This window comes from Citrobacter sp. Cb041 (assembly GCF_030336655.1).
In the GTDB taxonomy this organism is placed as follows: Bacteria; Pseudomonadota; Gammaproteobacteria; order Enterobacterales; family Enterobacteriaceae; genus Citrobacter; species Citrobacter braakii.
Window position 1 is genome coordinate 466,424 of the sequence record NZ_JAOWDD010000043.1, and the last position, 17,866, is coordinate 484,289.

The following is a 17,866-nucleotide window of genomic DNA, read 5'->3' on the forward strand; positions in this document are numbered from 1 at the left end:
ATAATGAAACTATTAATTTTAGGCAACCATACCTGTGGGAACCGTGGGGATAGCGCGATTCTGCGCGGTTTGCTGGATGCCATTAACGCGTTGCGTCCTGAGACTGAAGTGGATGTTATGAGCCGTTATCCGGTGAGTTCTTCGTGGTTGCTGAACCGCCCGGTGATGGGCGATCCGCTGTATTCGCAGATGAAGCAACACAATAATGCTGCGGGCGTTATGGGACGCGTGAAGAAAGTGTTGCGTCGTCGCTATCAGCATCAGGTGCTGCTCTCGCGTGTCACCGATTCCGGTAATCTGCGCAATATCGCTATCGCCCAGGGGTTTACCGATTTTGTTCGTCTGCTGTCGCGCTACGACGCCATTATCCAGGTCGGCGGATCGTTTTTTGTCGATTTGTATGGCGTACCGCAGTTTGAACATGCCCTGTGTACGTTTATGGCGAAAAAACCGCTGTACATGATTGGCCACAGCGTGGGGCCATTCCAGGATGAACAGTTTAATCAACTGGCGAACTACGTTTTTGGACACTGTAATGCGTTGATTTTGCGTGAATCCGTCAGTCTGGATCTGATGAAGCGCAGTGCAATAAACACGGATAAAGTCGAAACCGGGGTAGATACCGCCTGGCTGGTAAATAACCATGATGAGGATTATGAGCCTGGTTATGCCGTACAGCACTGGTTACACATGGCGGCAAAACAGAAGACTGTTGCCATTACTCTGCGTGAGCTGGCTCCTTTTGATAAGCGTCTGGGGACAACGCAGCAGGCCTATGAGCAAGCTTTTGCTGGGGTAGTGAACCGCATCCTTGATGAAGGTTACCAGGTGATAGCGCTGTCAACCTGTACCGGTATTGATAGTTACAACAAAGATGACCGCATGGTGGCGTTGAACCTGCGCCAGTATATTAACGACCCGGGCCGTTATCACGTGGTGATGGATGAACTCAACGACCTGGAGATGGGGAAAATTTTGGCTGCATGCGATCTGACGGTGGGGACTCGTTTACACTCGGCCATCATCTCGATGAATTTTATGACGCCAGCCATCGCCATTAATTATGAGCATAAATCGGCAGGGATCATGCAACAACTGGGGTTAGCAGAGATGGCCGTCGATATTCGCCATCTGCTCGATGGCAGCCTGGAAGGGAAGGTCGCCGATGCTCTCGGACAGCTACCTGAGCTGAACATACGTCTCGGCGACGCGGTTAGGCGTGAGCGTGAACGTGGGGTGAACATGGTGCAATCGGTTTTAACGCGTATTGAGGGGGAAAAATGAAGGTTGGCTTTTTCCTGCTTAAATTTCCGCTCTCCTCCGAGACCTTTGTACTCAATCAGATTACCGCATTTATCGACATGGGCTACGACGTGGAAATTGTCGCGTTGCACAAGGGCGATCTTGAAAATACCCATGCTTCATTTAATACCTACCGTCTGGGTGAAAAAACGCGCTGGTTACTGAATGAGCCGAACAGCAAACTGGCGAAGCTTAAGTATAGGGCAGTGGCGGCCCTGCGCGGTATTACCCGCTCAGCCACCTGGAAAGCGCTGAATGTTTCACGCTATGGCGATGAGGCGCGCAATCTGATTTTGGCGGCCATTTGTGGCGCGAACCCGCGGGCGTTTGAAGCGGATGTGTTTATCGCTCATTTTGGACCCGCAGGTGTAACGGCCGCCAAACTGCGTGAGCTTGGGATGATCCGCGGCAAAATCGCCACGGTATTTCACGGCATTGATGTTTCGCATCGGGATGTGCTTGCCCACTACACCCCTGAATATCAGCAACTGTTTGAACGTGGGGATTTGATGTTACCTATCAGCAATCTCTGGGCCGGACGTTTAAAAAATATGGGGTGCCCGCCGCAGAAAATCGCGGTCTCGCGCATGGGAATCGATATGACGCGCTTTACGCCACGCCAGTTGAAATCGCCAGCCGCACCGCTGGAGATTATCTCTGTCGCCCGGTTAACTGAGAAAAAAGGACTGCACGTCGCCATCGAAGCCTGTCGTCAGTTGAAAGAGCAGGGCGTTGCATTCCGTTATCGCATCCTTGGCATTGGCCCCTGGGAGCGTCGTCTGCGTACGCTAATCGAGCAATATCAACTTGATGATGTGATTGAGATGCCTGGCTTTAAACCCAGTCATCAGGTGAAGGAAATGCTTGAGCAGGCCGATGTCTTTTTGCTGCCCTCAATTACCGGAAGGGATGGCGATATGGAGGGGATCCCGGTGGCGCTGATGGAGGCGATGGCGGTGGGCATCCCGGTGATTTCCACCGTCCATAGTGGGATCCCTGAACTGGTCGAGTCGGGCAAGTCTGGCTGGCTGGCACCGGAAAACGATGCGCAGGCGCTGGCCGAGCGGTTAGCGGCATTTAGCCTGCTCGACAGTGAGCAGGTGCAGCCGATTGTGCAGTGCGCGCGAGAAAAAATTGCAACTGAATTTAATCAGTTAGCGATCAATAAACAGTTAGCCAGTCTGCTGCAAACGATGTAAATCGAGGTTGTATGTCAGAGAAAAAGCTCTCACGCCGTACTTTTCTGGCGGCAAGTTCTGCGCTTGTCGTGCTGCATTCTCCCGTTGTTCGGGCGCTAGAATCACCGGGCAGCGTCAACATTCAGGATTACAACCCACAGGATTGGGTGGCCTCTTTCAGGCAGGCGTTCAAAGAAGGACAAACGGTCGTCGTACCAACAGGGCTGGAATGTAAGGATCTCAATACCGCCATCGTTATCCCACCAGGCAAAACGCTATTCCTGCAAGGGCGAATAAGTGGCAATGGCCGTGGGCGCTTTGTTCTGCAGGATGGATGCAAGGTGATGGGCGAGCAGGGCGGGAGTCTGAGGAACGTTACCCTCGATGTGCGGGGGTCGGACTGTGTGATAAAAGGGATTGCCATGAGCGGTTTCGGTCCGGTGACGCAAATCTATATCGGCGGTAAAACCTCGAGGCTGATGCGTAATCTGACTATCGATGATATTACCGTCACGCGCGCTAACTATGGCATTTTGCGTCAGGGTTTTCATAATCGAATGGACGGCGTAAAGATCACGAACAGCCGTTTTAGCGATTTACAGGGTGATGCTATCGAGTGGAATGTGGCGATAAACGACAGCAACATTCTGATTTCTGACCATGTCATTGAACGTATCAACTGTACCAACGGCAACGTGAACTGGGGAATTGGCATCGGTCTGGCGGGGAGTACCTATGACAATACCTATCCCGATGAACTGGCGGTAAAAAACTTCGTGGTAGCGAACATCACCGGTACCGACTGCCGACAGTTAGTCCATGTGGAGAACGGCAAACACTTTATTATTCGTAATATTACCGCGCGAAATATCACCCCGGATTTCAGTAAGAAAGCGGGCATTGATAATGCGACGGTCGCTATTTACGGATGTGATAATTTCGTAATTGATAATATCAATATGGAGAATAGCGCAGGTATGCTCATTGGTTACGGCGTAATCAAAGGGCGTTATTTATCCATTCCACAAAACTTTAAGTTAAATAATATTCATCTGGATAATACGAAACGTGAATACAAATTGCGCGGTATTCAGATCTCCTCTGGTAATGCGACTTCATTTGTGGCGATCACCAACGTGGAGATGAAGCATGCCACGCTTGAGTTGCATAACCAACCACAGCACCTTTTTTTACGTAACATCAGGGTTATGCAGCAATCCGCGACGGGACCCGCACTCAAGATGCACTTCGATCTCCGTCAGGATGTGCGCGGCAAGTTTATGGCAAAACAGGACACATTACTCTCGCTGGCGAATGTCCATGCGGTAAACGAAAGCGGGCAAAGCTCAGTTGACATAGACCGGGTAAACCATCAGGTGGTGAATGTCGAAGCGGTGAATTTTCGACTCCCGGGACGTGGGGGATAACCTCACTATAATCTTACTGGATATCATTGGCTAAAAGATTATAATCACACAATTACTGTTAAAGCTGGGACTGGGCAGCATTGACTACTCAGGGAAGACGCTCATCTTTATCATATGTTTCTTGTGTTACGAACTGACAAAGTGATTTATGAACGATAAAGTTTTGCTCATCGGTGCATCCGGATTCGTGGGTACCAGACTCCTGGAAACGGCGATTACAGATTTTGAAATCAAGAATCTTGATAAACAACAGAGCCATTTCTACCCACAAATTACGCAGATTGGCGATGTTCGCGACCAACAAGCCCTGGATCAGGCGCTCTCAGGCTATGATACAGTCGTTTTGTTAGCGGCTGAACACCGTGATGATGTCAGTCCTACTTCACTCTACTATGATGTGAATGTTCAGGGGACTCGCAATGTATTGGCCGCTATGGAGAAAAATGATGTAAAGAACATCATTTTCACCAGTTCTGTCGCGGTTTATGGCCTGAACAAAACCAACCCTGATGAAAATCATCCTCACGATCCCTTCAACCATTACGGTAAAAGTAAGTGGCAGGCAGAAGAAGTTCTACGTGAATGGCATGCCAAAGCTCCAGATGAACGTTCGCTGACCATTATCCGCCCGACGGTTATCTTTGGCGAACGCAACCGCGGCAACGTTTATAATCTGCTGAAGCAGATCGCTGGCGGTAAGTTTATGATGGTTGGAGCTGGTACGAATTATAAATCAATGGCTTATGTAGGCAATATTGTTGAGTTTATCAAGTATAAACTGAAGAATGTGACAGCTGGTTATGAGGTTTATAATTACGTTGATAAACCTGATCTCAATATGAATCAACTGGTTACAGAAGTTGAACAGAGCTTAAGTAAAAAAATCCCCTCAGCACACTTACCTTACGCTTTAGGCATGTTAGGTGGCTATTGCTTTGATATTTTGGGAAAAGTGACAGGCAAAAAATATGCTGTCAGCTCTGTGCGCGTGAAGAAGTTCTGTGCCACAACACAGTTTGATGCAACAAAAGTCCATTCCTCTGGTTTTGTCGCTCCTTACACATTGTCCCAGGGACTGGATCGCACTTTAAAATATGAGTTTCTGCATGATAAGAAAGATGACATTACGTTTGTCTCTGAGTGATTGGTGTTTGTAGATTGTCTGGGGCATAGTTAACTACGATTTTTCGGAAATGTTATAAAATTGACGAGATGAGTTTGTTTCCGAGGAATCCGAGTTCACCTCGGTGCTGGTGAAGTGTAGAGTTTGCATTCGGTTTACCTTAACCGGGTTATTTCGTGTTGAGGATGGAGCCAGCAATACTGGCTAACGTACGGCTAAAGTCTATACTTTATCAGCCGTTTGGAGGTAGGAGAGAGAATGACTAATTTGAAAGCAGTTATCCCGGTAGCAGGGCTAGGGATGCATATGTTGCCTGCCACGAAGGCAATCCCTAAAGAGATGCTGCCGATCGTAGACAAGCCGATGATTCAATACATTGTCGACGAAATTGTAGCTGCAGGTATCAAAGAAATCGTTCTGGTGACTCATGCGTCTAAGAACGCGGTTGAGAACCACTTCGACACCTCTTATGAACTCGAATCGTTGCTTGAGCAGCGTGTTAAGCGCCAGTTATTAGCTGAGGTGCAGTCTATCTGTCCTCCGGGCGTGACAATTATGAATGTTCGTCAGGCTCAGCTGCTGGGTCTGGGTCATTCCATTCTTTGTGCTCGCCCAATTGTTGGGGACAACCCGTTCGTCGTTGTACTTCCTGATGTTGTTCTTGATAATGCGAGTGCAGATCCCCTGCGCTACAACCTGGCTGCCATGGTTGCTCGTTTTAACGAAACCGGGCGCAGTCAGGTGCTGGCAAAACGCATGGATGGGGATCTGTCCGAGTACTCGGTTATTCAGACTAAAGAGCCTTTGGACAACGAAGGCAAAGTCAGCCGCATCGTTGAGTTCATCGAAAAACCAGACCAACCGCAGACTCTTGATTCCGATCTGATGGCCGTAGGCCGCTATGTGCTGTCTGCTGATATTTGGGCAGAATTAGAGCATACCCAACCAGGTGCCTGGGGACGTATTCAGTTGACGGATGCTATTGCGGAATTGGCTAAAAAACAGTCTGTTGATGCGATGCTGATGACGGGCGACAGCTACGACTGCGGGAAGAAGATGGGGTATATGCAGGCGTTTGTTAAGTACGGCCTGCGTAACTTGAAAGAAGGGCCGAAGTTCCGTAAGAGCATTGAGAAATTGTTAAGAGAATAGAGTATCAAATGTCTGTTTGATCATGAGCTTTTTAAACAAAACGGTAGTGAACACCCTGAATCTTAGTTTTATTGCGTAGGGGGTGCTGCCGTTTTTGTTTTGCACAATTTACTTAAAAGAGTAAGCTAAGGAAATAACCTTCGGAATGTAGTATTCTTCCTGTTTTGTGATGTATTTGGTAAGAAAATTAAAGCGTAGTATTAAAAGGTTCTGTGTGATATGAGAACAGAACATTGAAGGGCAATGAGTGAAGCACGCTGGTAGCTTGTGAGCCAAGGGCGGTAGCGTGCCATAAGTTAAGTACTTGAAATCTACAATAGATTTCAGTCACATACAGATACTATATAATCAACTAACCTCGATATTTAAAAAACACACATGAAAAAAATAGCTTTTATTGTTACCAAGTCTGAAATTGGTGGAGCACAGACTTGGACGAATGAGATGATGAAATTAGTAAGAAATGAAGGTTCAGTTTATTTGATAACCTCAGAGAATGGTTGGTTAACTGAACAAGGTAACTTTGAAAAGGTATTAATTTTACCTCAGCTCAAAAAACATTTCAGTTTCTCTGGATATATTTCCTTGCTTAAATATATAAGAAAGGAAAATATTAACGTTATGGTCGCTAGTTCAGCAAATGCCGGTATTTATTCCAGAATGGCAAGGTTACTTTCCAAGTTTAAATGTATCTATGTATCACATGGATGGTCATGCATATACAATGGTGGGATGCTGAAATCCATATTTATAAAAATAGAAAAGTATCTGTCATACATAACGGATGTTATTTGGTGTGTCTCTAGAAGCGATGAAGAAAAAGCTATAAGTATTATTGGAATTAACAAGCGCAAGATCAAAACATTGACAAATTCAGTAGTGCAGATGAAAGTAAAAGAAGGTAATGAATGTCAGAAGAAAATTATCTTTGTGGGACGACTTACTTACCCCAAAAGACCTGATTTGCTTATTAATGTAGTAGCTAAGCATCCGGATATGAAGTTGGATATAGTAGGTGGAGGTGAATACTTTGATGCTCTAAAGGAAAGTAGCAAAAATGTATCTAATATTAATTTCGTGGGGGAAATTAAAGGATTTAAGAATTATTCTAATTATGATCTGTTCGTTTTGGTCTCTGATAGTGAAGGATTACCGATGTCAGGTTTAGAAGCCCATACTGCAGGAATCCCACTTGTCCTAAGTAATGTTGGCGGATGTAGTGAGTTAATTGAAGGGAATGGTCTTCTTATTGTCAATACCGAACAGGATATTGAACGTAGTATAATTAGTATATTTGATAATTATGATGATTTCCTACGTAATTCACGAGAGGTAAAAGGGAAGTTTGTCTTTGACTCATATGCAGACGAATATAAGAAACTAATATTAGATTAATGTTTCAATCTGCTTTATTAATGATTTTCATGTAATATATTGTTGAGTGCTTTTGACAGTTTTATTCTGTTGTGGTTCCATTTAGGTCCATAGCCTTTAGCTACTTTTATGCAAACAATACTATTATTAGAATAATTATTACATCAAAATAATAGGTTGATAGTCTATGCTTAAGCGTACTTTCTTTTCTTCAGATATTTTTAAAAATATCGTATGGCTTATTATTGAGAAAATGTACTTCGTTATTCTGGTTTTTCTTAGTGAGGCAATGATAAGTCGAAGTCTTGGTGTGACAGAATATGGTAAATGGGTTTACTCAGTAAATTGGGTTGTGGTTGTATCATCCGTAGCTCTTGTTGCAGGTAGTGAAGTTCTAATTCCAGCATTGAGCCGTCATAAAAAAGTAGTCAATGAACTTGTCAGTGCTGCCTTTATTATAAGGATGATAGGAGCTTTATTGGCTTTCATTTTTATATGGACATATGCTGCGTTTTTCGTTGCTGACGAAGAAATAAAAAAAATATTATATTGTTTGTCATTCGTTCTCCTATTAAATGAACCATTTGGTGTTGTTACCAATTATTATCAATCGATAATAAAAATACAAAGAGCAGTAATTAGTCGTTGTGTGGCTTTGGCTGTTCGTGTTTTTTTTGTTATGCTAGCGTTTCATACAGTGAATAATTATTATATATATTTCTCTCGAAGTGCCGAGACACTGTCCCTAGCTTTGTTTTTGGCTGCACTTTTTTGGTTTTCAAAACTAAAATTCGCGTTCAATCCAACAGTGTTAAAAATAGTATTCTTCAGAGGTATTAAGCTATGGGTGCCTTTGGTAACTATGATGATTTATCTTAGGGTTGATCGATTTTTTATCGAGCACTATTTAACTTATGATTATCTTGCAATATATGGCGTATCTGTACAATTCTTGGAACAGGCCTTTTTACTTTTAAGTATAATTGTCCAATCAGTAGCTCCGAGATATTTATTTGCGACAGTTGATCGCATGAAATTAAAGCTTAATGTTAAAAAGTGCATATGGACAGTTGTTGCTGTTTCAACTGCAATTCAACTAGGCTGTTTGTTAGTCTTAAGTAAACTAATATTACTTATCTTTGGTATGAAGTTTCAAATGTCAGGACAAATGGCGTTGATGTTACTACCCGCTATTACATTCTATGGCATTGATCTTGTGCTGATGCAAATTATGTATAGGTTTAGAGAAAATGGATTTATACTGTTCAAATGGACTTTCATGATGGTTTTATCATGCACCTCATATTATGTTTGGCTTGGTCTTATGGGCCAGAAAAGCATCTATGTTATTTATAATTTAAACTATTTAGTTATGGTTTTATTGACCTCTTTCTATTATCTTATTTTGATGAGAAGATCATGTCGTTAATATCAAAGGTCACTAAAAGGAATGATGGTTGATTAAATGATTGTTAATACTATATTTATAGTGGTCGTTTTCTTTTCAGTTCTGGAACTATTCTGTAGTAAAAAAAATCTCGTTATATTTTTAATTCCATTAGTCGCTATGGCTATCTTTGTTGGTATTAGAAGCGTTGGGGGAACTGATTATGACGTGTATAAGTTATATTTCGAGTCGATACCTGATGCTATATACTCTTATGGGCTTGGTTATTTTGGTTTAAATTATGTTGTTAAATTCTTCTATAATGACTTCAATCTTTTAATCGCTGTTTCTGGTATGTGTGCTGCCCTCATGCAAGGGTGGTATTTTTATAAAAACTCCAATAAGCCAACTTTATGCTTGATGATGTTTTATGCAGTTAGTTTTATCTGGCTCGATATGGTTTTAATTAGACAGTCGATAGCTGCAGGTTTGCTATTGATTGCAGCAGATTTTTTCTTTAGAAGGAAAAACCTGCTTGCTCTTATATTTTTAATTTTTGCTACTATGTTTCACGAAGTTACAGTTGTGATAGCAATAGCTGGTGTTGTTTTATACAAAACAAATTCAAAATATTATGCTAAAATTCTACTGGCTAGTGTTATTTCATTATGGTGGTTAAAGATAATTGTCCTCTATCTCAATCAGAACATTCTTCACAATGGAAATATCGACGCATATTTAAATGAACCACCTTTTATTAGCGGTTCTTTACTAATTGATTTTTTGTTTGCTTGTTTTATATATTTACTTTCAGCAAAGCAAAGGGAGCTAATACATGCAAAAGAGAATAAAATCTATCAGGTTATAATTATTCTTGGTATTGGTATTCTACTTATCTCATACTTACTTCCTGTTATGGCTAGGTTAAGCGAATATATTAAATTCTTCTATATATTAATGACCGTTAGCTATATATCAAGACAAGATAAGATCACCAATAAAGTACTTTTGTTTGTTGCATTATTTATGTACTGTGCTGTTAGATTGAATGTCTTCTTAACACAGTTTGACGGTGGATTTATCTATAGTTCCTACATGGCGTAGATAGATGACGATTTTGGATTTTTATAGGTGTCATTAATGATTACGGTATTAACACCCGCATACAATAGAGCCAACACACTTGATAATTTGTATAATTCACTCCAACAGCAAACCAATAATAATTTTGAGTGGGTCATTATTAATGATGGAAGTACTGATGATACTTCAGATAAAATTGAAGAATACAAAAAAAATTCCGATTTCGAGATAATAACTGCTTTTCAGGTTAACCAAGGAAAACCAAGTGCTTTAAATCATGGATGTAGACTTTCGCGATGTAATTATATTTTAATTGTGGATAGTGATGATTGTTTAACTGATGATGCAATTGAATGGGTATTAAATGGTATAAAAGAAGCTGAAGCTGAAGGAATTGAGTATTCTGGTGTTGGCTTCAGAAAAAGCGAATTTAACGGAACTTTATCAGGAATAGCATTCGATAATCACCCTCTTGATCATGCCTTATATCTTAATGCGACGGATGCTTCAAATTTACTAAAAGGTGAAATGGCATTTTGTTTCAAAAGAGATTTAATGCTGAAGATCCCATTTCCATTACATGCTGGTGAGAAATTTGTACCTGAAGGCTTGATTTGGACGCAAATCACGGATTTTGCTTGTGTACGATTTTATATCAACAAGGTTATTTATCTTTATGACTATCTTGATGATGGTCTTACCATGAATTTTAAAAAACAACTTAAAAATAATCACCAAGGTTTTTCTGAGTATTACCGAAACCAGTTTTATCGTGAAAGTGATTTGCTGAAAAAAGGAAAGATGCTCATGAGATATATACAGTGCAAATATTATGGTATGCTGAGATGAAAATTATTCAGATTATCACTGGACTAGGTATTGGCGGTGCTGAAAAAATAGTTAGTGATCTTTCAGGAAAACTAGCAAATAATCAACATGATGTTTTAATTATCTCCTTAACTGGGGATAAATTAATGAAAACTCCCTCAGAAGTAAACGTCATTGAAATGAATATGACCAAGGGAATAGTTTCAATTATAAAAACATATTGGGGTGTTCGTAAAATAATAAAAGAATTCAACCCCGATGTTGTGCATAGCCACATGTTTCATGCGAATATTTTCGCACGTTTTATTCGTCTGACGTTACCATTTAAAAAGTTGATATCTACCGCTCATAGCAATAATGAAGGCGGGTCCTTAAGGATGTTTGCATATCGGCTTACTGATTCACTGGCCGAGCTATCTACTAATGTTAGTGAAAAAGCAGTCGCTGAATTTATTGATAAGAAAGCATCTAAGCCAGGGCGAATGGTGCCGATATATAATGGAGTGGATACTCAAAAGTTTTATTATAGCAGTGAAAATCGTACAATAATGAGGACATCCCTGAATGTGCCTGATGATGCTCGTTTGATTATGACCGTTGGGAGACTGACAGAGGCAAAGGACTACCCGAATCTAATCAATGCCTTTGCATCGCTTGAGTGCAAAAATTCTACTTATCTTGCAATAATAGGCGATGGTGAACTAAATTCTAGCTTGAAGGAGTTAGCTGTAAGCTTGAAAGTTGACAATAATATTATCTGGTTAGGTAAACAAGATAATATTGAAAAGTGGTTATCTGCATGTGATTTGTTTGTTTTGAGTTCTGTATGGGAAGGTTTTGGAATTGTTCTTGCTGAAGCTATGGCATGCGAAAGGGTAGTTATTGCCACAAATGTTGGTGGAGTTGAAGAGGTAGTTGGTGATGCTAATTTTTTAGTTCCGCCATCCAGACCGGATTTACTGATGCATAAAATAAAGGCTATGTTAAATTTAGATAATGAAGAATTTATGCACATTGGTATGATGAATAGGCATAGAATTGAGCGTAAGTTTTCCATTGATAATATAGTGATGCAATGGGAGTCTATCTATATTAATACTAAAGTTATGAGCTGATTTTTAGAGATACGCAAGTAAATAATATAATCGCTTGGTTATTACTATTGCTATTTATGCTTCGTAATTCCTGATTTTGGGGGGGGATATGATAACTGCATTAGAAAAAGTTGACTTAAAACTAATTGCTGAAATTAAAATTTTTTATAAATATTATTATGCTGAAGACAATAAGCTTTTTAACGAGATGTATTTGCCATGGCTGTTGTATAATAATCCGCATGGCGATGGTTTGAGTGTAAATATAAAAATTGATAATGAGCTAGTGGCAAATATGTTCTTGATTCCTGTTAGGCTAATTCAGGATGGCCGTGAAAAGTATGCTTACTATGCTACTGATGTTTTAACTCATCCGCACCATCGTGATAAAAACCTTTTTGTGAAATTGATTCGTCGAGGCATTGAATATTTGAAAGAGAAAAATGCTTGTCTTATTGGTCATCCAAACAGCAATTCGCTACCAGGATGGAAAAGGACAAAAATGAACTTTCAACCTGTTATAAATTCTTTTTTGTCTAAACCATCTCTATGCAATAAAAGGAAAGTTATTACAGACGCTTCACAAGTCAGAGAGTCAGAAAGAGAAGATATAATTAATATACTTTGTAGTAGTGGTAATTTAATCGTTGCTAGTGATATGGATTTTCTAACATGGCGTTATATAAATCACCCAATTAGGAAATATAATATTGAATTTATTTATGATAAATATAAACTTGTTGGTGTTATTGTTTATGTAAAATATAAAGGTATTATCGATAGGGTTCTTCATTATATTGCGATTCCAGGCTCTGAAGGTAAAGTTTTCAATTCAAAGATTTATCCAAGAATATTCTCATTTAGTGGTTTGGAAGAGGATGATCGTTATAAAAAGTATTTTTATGACAGACGAATTGGCTCTAAAATAAATTATTTTATGACAGATTTTAGTTCTGATGAATCACCTTGTACTAACGGACGTTACATCTCATTTGCTGCTTGTGATAACTAATTATGAGTTTTTTAAATAAGATTTACTATAAGTTGTTTGGACAAGATATTTGGCGTATAGGTATCTCGTCATGTGACTTGTCGATTGTTTTAGATGGACAACTGCCAGAGCAAAAGATTAAATGGCTTGATGTTAATATTAAAAGTGATTATGAGGCAGACCCATTTATATTTAAATTTTCTGAAGTATATTATATTGCGTATGAGGATTTTAACTACGTCTCAGGTAATGCGAAGTTAAAATGTATAGATCTAAATGGCAATGAGTATCCTTTTTTTGAAGAAATAAATAAGAATGTAGGTCACAAGTCTTTTCCATATGTATTTGAGGCCGAAGGTGAATTATATTGTCTCCCTGAGGAAGGTGATCGTAATGGTCTTTATTTATATCGATTTAATAACGGATTGAGTCATTTTGAATTTGTTAGGAAGGTATTGTGTGATGATATGTACATTGACTCTTTTATTCATAATCTAAATGGCATCTATTATTTATTTACTTCAACTATAAACGAACCTTTCAAACAGAGATTATTCTATTCTGATTCTCTTTTTAGTGATTTTGTCGAGCATAAAATGTCCCCCATTGCAAAAAATAGCAGAGTTGGGCGAAATGGTGGGGGTATGCTTTGCTGTGATGATACTCTGTACAGAGTATCTCAGAACTGTACTAAAACTTATGGCGGTAGTATTGTCGTAAGTGAGGTATCGCATCTTAGCCCAGACGAGTATAAAGAAAACGAGTATATGGAGATTCTTCCATTATCTCCTTACAATAATGGAATTCATACTTTATCAGTAAAGGATGAATATATTATTTTTGATGGAAAGAAAGTTAAATACAGATTTAGTAACGTATTTAGAAAATTAGCTTATAAGCTCAAAATCAGATTGCCATTCAGGAATTGAATTTTTATCGTTATTAATGTCCGATATTTAATCTATCAGACGGTAAGGTTTTAAGTTAAAAAGCACTATAAGTAAACCTATCCCTATTAAGTGACATTAACCTGAGTTAACATCTATACCACATTTCAAGCCGCGCACATGCCGCGCGGTGACCACACCTGACAGGAGTATGTAATGTCCAAGCAACAGATCGGCGTCGTCGGTATGGCCGTGATGGGGCGCAACCTGGCGCTCAACATCGAAAGCCGCGGTTATACCGTCTCCGTTTTCAACCGCTCTCGTGAAAAAACCGAAGAAGTGGTAGCAGAGAACCCGGGCAAGAAACTGGTTCCGTACTACACGGTACAGGAGTTCGTCGAGTCTCTTGAAACCCCACGTCGTATCCTGTTAATGGTGAAAGCAGGTGCAGGCACTGATGCTGCTATTGACTCCCTGAAGCCGTATCTGGATAAAGGCGACATCATCATTGATGGCGGTAACACCTTCTTCCAGGACACTATCCGTCGTAACCGTGAACTGTCCGCCGAAGGCTTTAACTTCATCGGTACTGGTGTTTCCGGCGGTGAGGAGGGTGCTCTGAAAGGCCCTTCCATCATGCCTGGTGGTCAGAAAGAAGCCTACGAACTGGTCGCGCCGATCCTGACCAAAATCGCAGCCGTTGCGGAAGATGGCGAGCCGTGCGTGACCTATATTGGCGCTGATGGTGCTGGCCACTATGTGAAGATGGTGCATAACGGTATTGAATACGGCGACATGCAGCTGATTGCTGAAGCCTATTCCCTGTTGAAAGGCGGCCTGAACCTGTCTAACGAAGAGCTGGCTACCACCTTCACCGAGTGGAATGAGGGCGAGCTGAGCAGCTATCTGATCGATATCACTAAAGACATCTTCACCAAAAAAGATGAAGAGGGTAAATACCTGGTTGACGTGATTCTGGATGAAGCAGCGAACAAAGGCACCGGTAAATGGACCAGCCAGAGCTCTCTGGATCTTGGGGAACCGCTGTCGCTGATCACCGAATCCGTATTCGCTCGCTACATCTCTTCTCTGAAAGACCAGCGTGTTGCGGCATCTAAAGTGCTTTCCGGACCGCAGGCTAAGCTGGCGGGCGATAAAGCTGAGTTCGTTGAGAAAGTGCGCCGTGCGCTGTACCTAGGCAAAATCGTCTCCTATGCACAAGGTTTCTCTCAACTGCGTGCCGCGTCTGACGAATACAACTGGGATCTGAACTACGGTGAAATCGCCAAGATCTTCCGTGCTGGCTGTATCATTCGTGCACAGTTCCTGCAGAAAATCACCGACGCCTATGCTGAAAACAAAGGTATCGCAAACCTGCTATTGGCGCCGTACTTCAAAAATATCGCTGATGAATATCAGCAAGCGCTGCGTGATGTAGTGGCTTACGCTGTGCAGAACGGTATTCCGGTTCCCACTTTCTCTGCAGCGGTAGCGTACTATGACAGCTACCGTTCTGCGGTACTGCCGGCTAACCTGATCCAGGCCCAGCGTGACTACTTTGGCGCACATACGTATAAACGCACTGATAAAGAAGGTGTATTCCACACCGAATGGATGGAGTAAGTCTTCTGACGTGAACTGGCCCGGTTTTTTGACCGGGCTTTTTTTTATCTCAAATTTTATTGATTTAAGTTGATTGCTTAATCTTTACTTAATATTTCTAGCGTACTCTGATAAAGAAAATCTGAATTGTTTTAACTTTCGTTGACCTAATATTCAAAAAAACGTTAAAACATTACCCTCTTATCAAGATGTACGACATCATGATTAAATATTAAGATAATACTGAGAGCATGAAATGAAAATTACCATTTCTGGTACTGGGTATGTTGGTCTGTCAAATAGTCTTCTTATCGCCCAACATCATGAGGTCATTGCTCTGGACATTGTTCCTTCACGTGTCGAGATGCTAAATAATCGGATATCTCCGATAGTTGATCAAGAAATTGAACAGTTTCTGCAATCAAAAGATATAAAATTCGAAGCTACACTAGACAAACACTACGCTTATCAGAGCGCAGAATTTGTCATTATTGCAACCCCAACAGATTACGATCCTAAAACTAATTACTTTGATACTAGCAGCGTCGAGTCAGTCATAGTTGATGTTATTGAAATAAATCCAGATGCCTTAATGATAATAAAATCGACAGTTCCTGTCGGTTTTACTCAATCAATGCGTCAAAAATATAGCTCAGACAATATCATCTTTTCCCCCGAATTCCTGCGTGAGGGTAAAGCGCTATACGACAACCTGCATCCGTCTCGTATCGTTATTGGTGAACGTTCCGAACGCGCCGAGCATTTTGCCGCGTTGCTGCAGGAAGGCGCGGTGAAAAAGGACATCCCAACGTTATTTACCGACTCGACTGAAGCGGAAGCAATCAAACTTTTTGCTAATACTTATCTGGCGTTACGCGTGGCCTATTTTAATGAACTGGATAGCTATGCAGAAAGCCTTGGTCTGAACTCACGCCAGATTATCGAAGGGGTGTGTCTGGATCCGCGTATCGGTAATCATTACAACAACCCGTCATTTGGTTATGGTGGCTATTGCCTGCCGAAAGATACTAAGCAGTTGCTGGCAAACTATGCTTCTGTGCCGAATAATATCATTGGCGCGATTGTCGATGCCAACCGCACGCGCAAAGACTTTATTGCAGACTCTATTCTTGCGCGTAAACCTAAAGTGGTTGGCGTGTATCGTTTGATCATGAAAAGTGGCTCCGATAATTTCCGAGCATCCTCTATTCAGGGAATCATGAAGCGCATAAAAGCCAAGGGGGTTACCGTAATTATTTATGAACCCGTCATCGAGGAAGATGAATTTTTCCACTCTCGGGTGGTTCGTGATCTTAATGCGTTCAAAAATGAAGCAGATATTATTGTTTCTAACCGCATGGTGTCAGAATTAGCTGATGTCGCCGATAAAGTATATACCCGCGATTTGTTTGGTAGTGATTAATCTCATCTCCATAAAAAAGGCCTTATAAAAGGCCTTTTTGTTTTTAATCAGGTCAGTGATTAAACTTTGTAGCAATCACGGTGCCAGTCAACAAAGTTCTTAACCACAACTTTAACTGTTGTTTCAGACGCAAAAACAATAATATCACTACTGTGCTTTAGTCTCTGCGCTGGTTTCCAGTACATCGCCAGGTTGTAGCGGTAGCATATTTTTCGTAGCTTCAATGCCCAGTGCATCTTCAAGGGCTTGGATGTAGTCCATTAACTCAACCGGTGAGCTATTACCGATATTGTAAACCCGATATGTTGCAATGCTGGCCGCTGGTGTTCCTGTTTCAACGGTCCACTGCTCGTCTGCTTGCGGAATGACATCCTGCAGGCGAATGACTGCTTCGGCGATATCATCAATATAGGTGAAATCATGCTTCATTTTGTTGTAGTTAAAAACGTCAATACTTTTCCCTTCCAGCATCGCTTTGGTGAACTTGAACAGCGCCATATCCGGGCGACCCCAAGGGCCGTACACGGTAAAGAAACTTAGGCCGGTGGTGGGCAATCCATACAAATGGGAATAAGTATGGGCAATCAGTTCGTTGGCTTTTTTAGGTTACCGCATACAGAGATACGGGGTGATCGACGGAATCAGCCGTAGATAAAGGCATTTTGCGATTCAGGCCATATATCGGACAGGAGGATGCATAGAGTAAATACTGAATTTTGTTATGGCGACAACCTCCCAGTCTGTTTAGAAATCCTGTGAGATTTGAGTCTGCATATGCATCGGGGGGCGAGTGAATAACGTACGGAAGCGTTAGGCATGTCCCTTGACCACTATTTAACCTGTCGTTCGATATTTTGCTCAGAGTAGGAACCCAGAGTATTGACTCTTTTAGTAAACTACTTCTTTTTTTAGTGGTGATTAAGATGCCAATTAAAATCACATAAATAATCTGTTTTTTTTATCAATAATCCTATGGCATTACACATATTTATGACTAAACTAATGCCAGTTTTAG

At 41.2% G+C, this 17,866-nt stretch carries 14 protein-coding genes and 1 pseudogene; 14 read left to right on the forward strand and 1 reads right to left on the reverse strand.

The window, feature by feature from the left end:
• The first annotated feature begins 3 nt into the window (after positions 1-3).
• The 14 genes from wcaK (at position 4) to ugd (ending at position 16,851) form a co-directional block, all read left to right on the forward strand.
• A complete protein-coding gene (gene wcaK / locus OGV52_RS22980) occupies positions 4-1,284 on the forward strand; it encodes a colanic acid biosynthesis pyruvyl transferase WcaK (protein ID WP_016156912.1) in 1,281 nt (426 codons plus the stop codon).
• Positions 1,281-2,501 carry a colanic acid biosynthesis glycosyltransferase WcaL gene (gene wcaL, locus OGV52_RS22985; RefSeq protein WP_019077128.1) on the forward strand — a complete coding sequence of 407 codons (1,221 nt, stop codon included), beginning with the start codon at positions 1,281-1,283 and terminating at the stop codon, positions 2,499-2,501. Before wcaK ends, wcaL begins: the two co-directional genes overlap by 4 nt.
• An 11-nt stretch (positions 2,502-2,512) precedes the next feature.
• Positions 2,513-3,907, forward strand: coding sequence for a colanic acid biosynthesis protein WcaM (gene wcaM, locus OGV52_RS22990; protein WP_287109218.1), 1,395 nt, complete (start codon positions 2,513-2,515; stop codon positions 3,905-3,907).
• Between the two features lie 148 nt (positions 3,908-4,055).
• Positions 4,056-5,051, forward strand: coding sequence for an SDR family oxidoreductase (locus OGV52_RS22995; protein ID WP_049281939.1), 996 nt, complete (start codon positions 4,056-4,058; stop codon positions 5,049-5,051).
• 237 nt (positions 5,052-5,288) lie between these two features.
• Entirely contained in the window at positions 5,289-6,182 is an 894-nt protein-coding gene (gene galF, locus OGV52_RS23000) for a UTP--glucose-1-phosphate uridylyltransferase GalF (RefSeq protein WP_049281938.1), read from the forward strand.
• A 378-nt stretch (positions 6,183-6,560) separates the two neighbouring features.
• Complete coding sequence (locus OGV52_RS23005; RefSeq protein ID WP_049281937.1) at positions 6,561-7,577, forward strand: glycosyltransferase; 1,017 nt, start codon at positions 6,561-6,563, stop codon at positions 7,575-7,577.
• Between the two features lie 166 nt (positions 7,578-7,743).
• Positions 7,744-8,985: a lipopolysaccharide biosynthesis protein gene (locus tag OGV52_RS23010; RefSeq protein WP_049281936.1), complete on the forward strand. Its 1,242-nt coding sequence runs from the start codon at positions 7,744-7,746 to the stop codon at positions 8,983-8,985.
• A gap of 36 nt (positions 8,986-9,021) precedes the next feature.
• Positions 9,022-10,047, forward strand: coding sequence for an EpsG family protein (locus OGV52_RS23015; RefSeq protein WP_049281935.1), 1,026 nt, complete (start codon positions 9,022-9,024; stop codon positions 10,045-10,047).
• A 36-nt stretch (positions 10,048-10,083) separates the two neighbouring features.
• Entirely contained in the window at positions 10,084-10,875 is a 792-nt protein-coding gene (locus tag OGV52_RS23020; RefSeq protein ID WP_049281934.1) for a glycosyltransferase family 2 protein, read from the forward strand.
• A complete protein-coding gene (locus OGV52_RS23025; RefSeq protein WP_049281933.1) occupies positions 10,872-11,969 on the forward strand; it encodes a glycosyltransferase in 1,098 nt (365 codons plus the stop codon). Before OGV52_RS23020 ends, OGV52_RS23025 begins: the two co-directional genes overlap by 4 nt.
• Positions 11,970-12,057: 88 nt before the next feature.
• Positions 12,058-12,960 (forward strand): GNAT family N-acetyltransferase, encoded by a 903-nt coding sequence (locus tag OGV52_RS23030; protein WP_049281932.1) that lies wholly within the window; start codon positions 12,058-12,060, stop codon positions 12,958-12,960.
• Positions 12,961-12,962: 2 nt separating this feature from the next.
• Positions 12,963-13,868, forward strand: a complete 906-nt coding sequence (locus tag OGV52_RS23035; RefSeq protein WP_141875400.1) for a glucosamine inositolphosphorylceramide transferase family protein — start codon at positions 12,963-12,965, stop codon at positions 13,866-13,868.
• A gap of 174 nt (positions 13,869-14,042) precedes the next feature.
• The gene (gene gnd, locus OGV52_RS23040; RefSeq protein ID WP_141875399.1) at positions 14,043-15,449 is read left to right on the forward strand and encodes an NADP-dependent phosphogluconate dehydrogenase; all 1,407 of its coding nucleotides are present in this window, start codon (positions 14,043-14,045) and stop codon (positions 15,447-15,449) included.
• Positions 15,450-15,684: 235 nt separating this feature from the next.
• Positions 15,685-16,851, forward strand: coding sequence for a UDP-glucose 6-dehydrogenase (gene ugd / locus OGV52_RS23045; RefSeq protein ID WP_287109222.1), 1,167 nt, complete (start codon positions 15,685-15,687; stop codon positions 16,849-16,851).
• Between the two features lie 59 nt (positions 16,852-16,910).
• Here ugd and OGV52_RS23050 read toward each other — a convergent pair.
• Positions 16,911-17,660: pseudogene (locus OGV52_RS23050) on the reverse strand (NAD-dependent epimerase/dehydratase family protein); the annotation flags it as partial.
• Positions 17,661-17,866 lie beyond the last annotated feature (206 nt).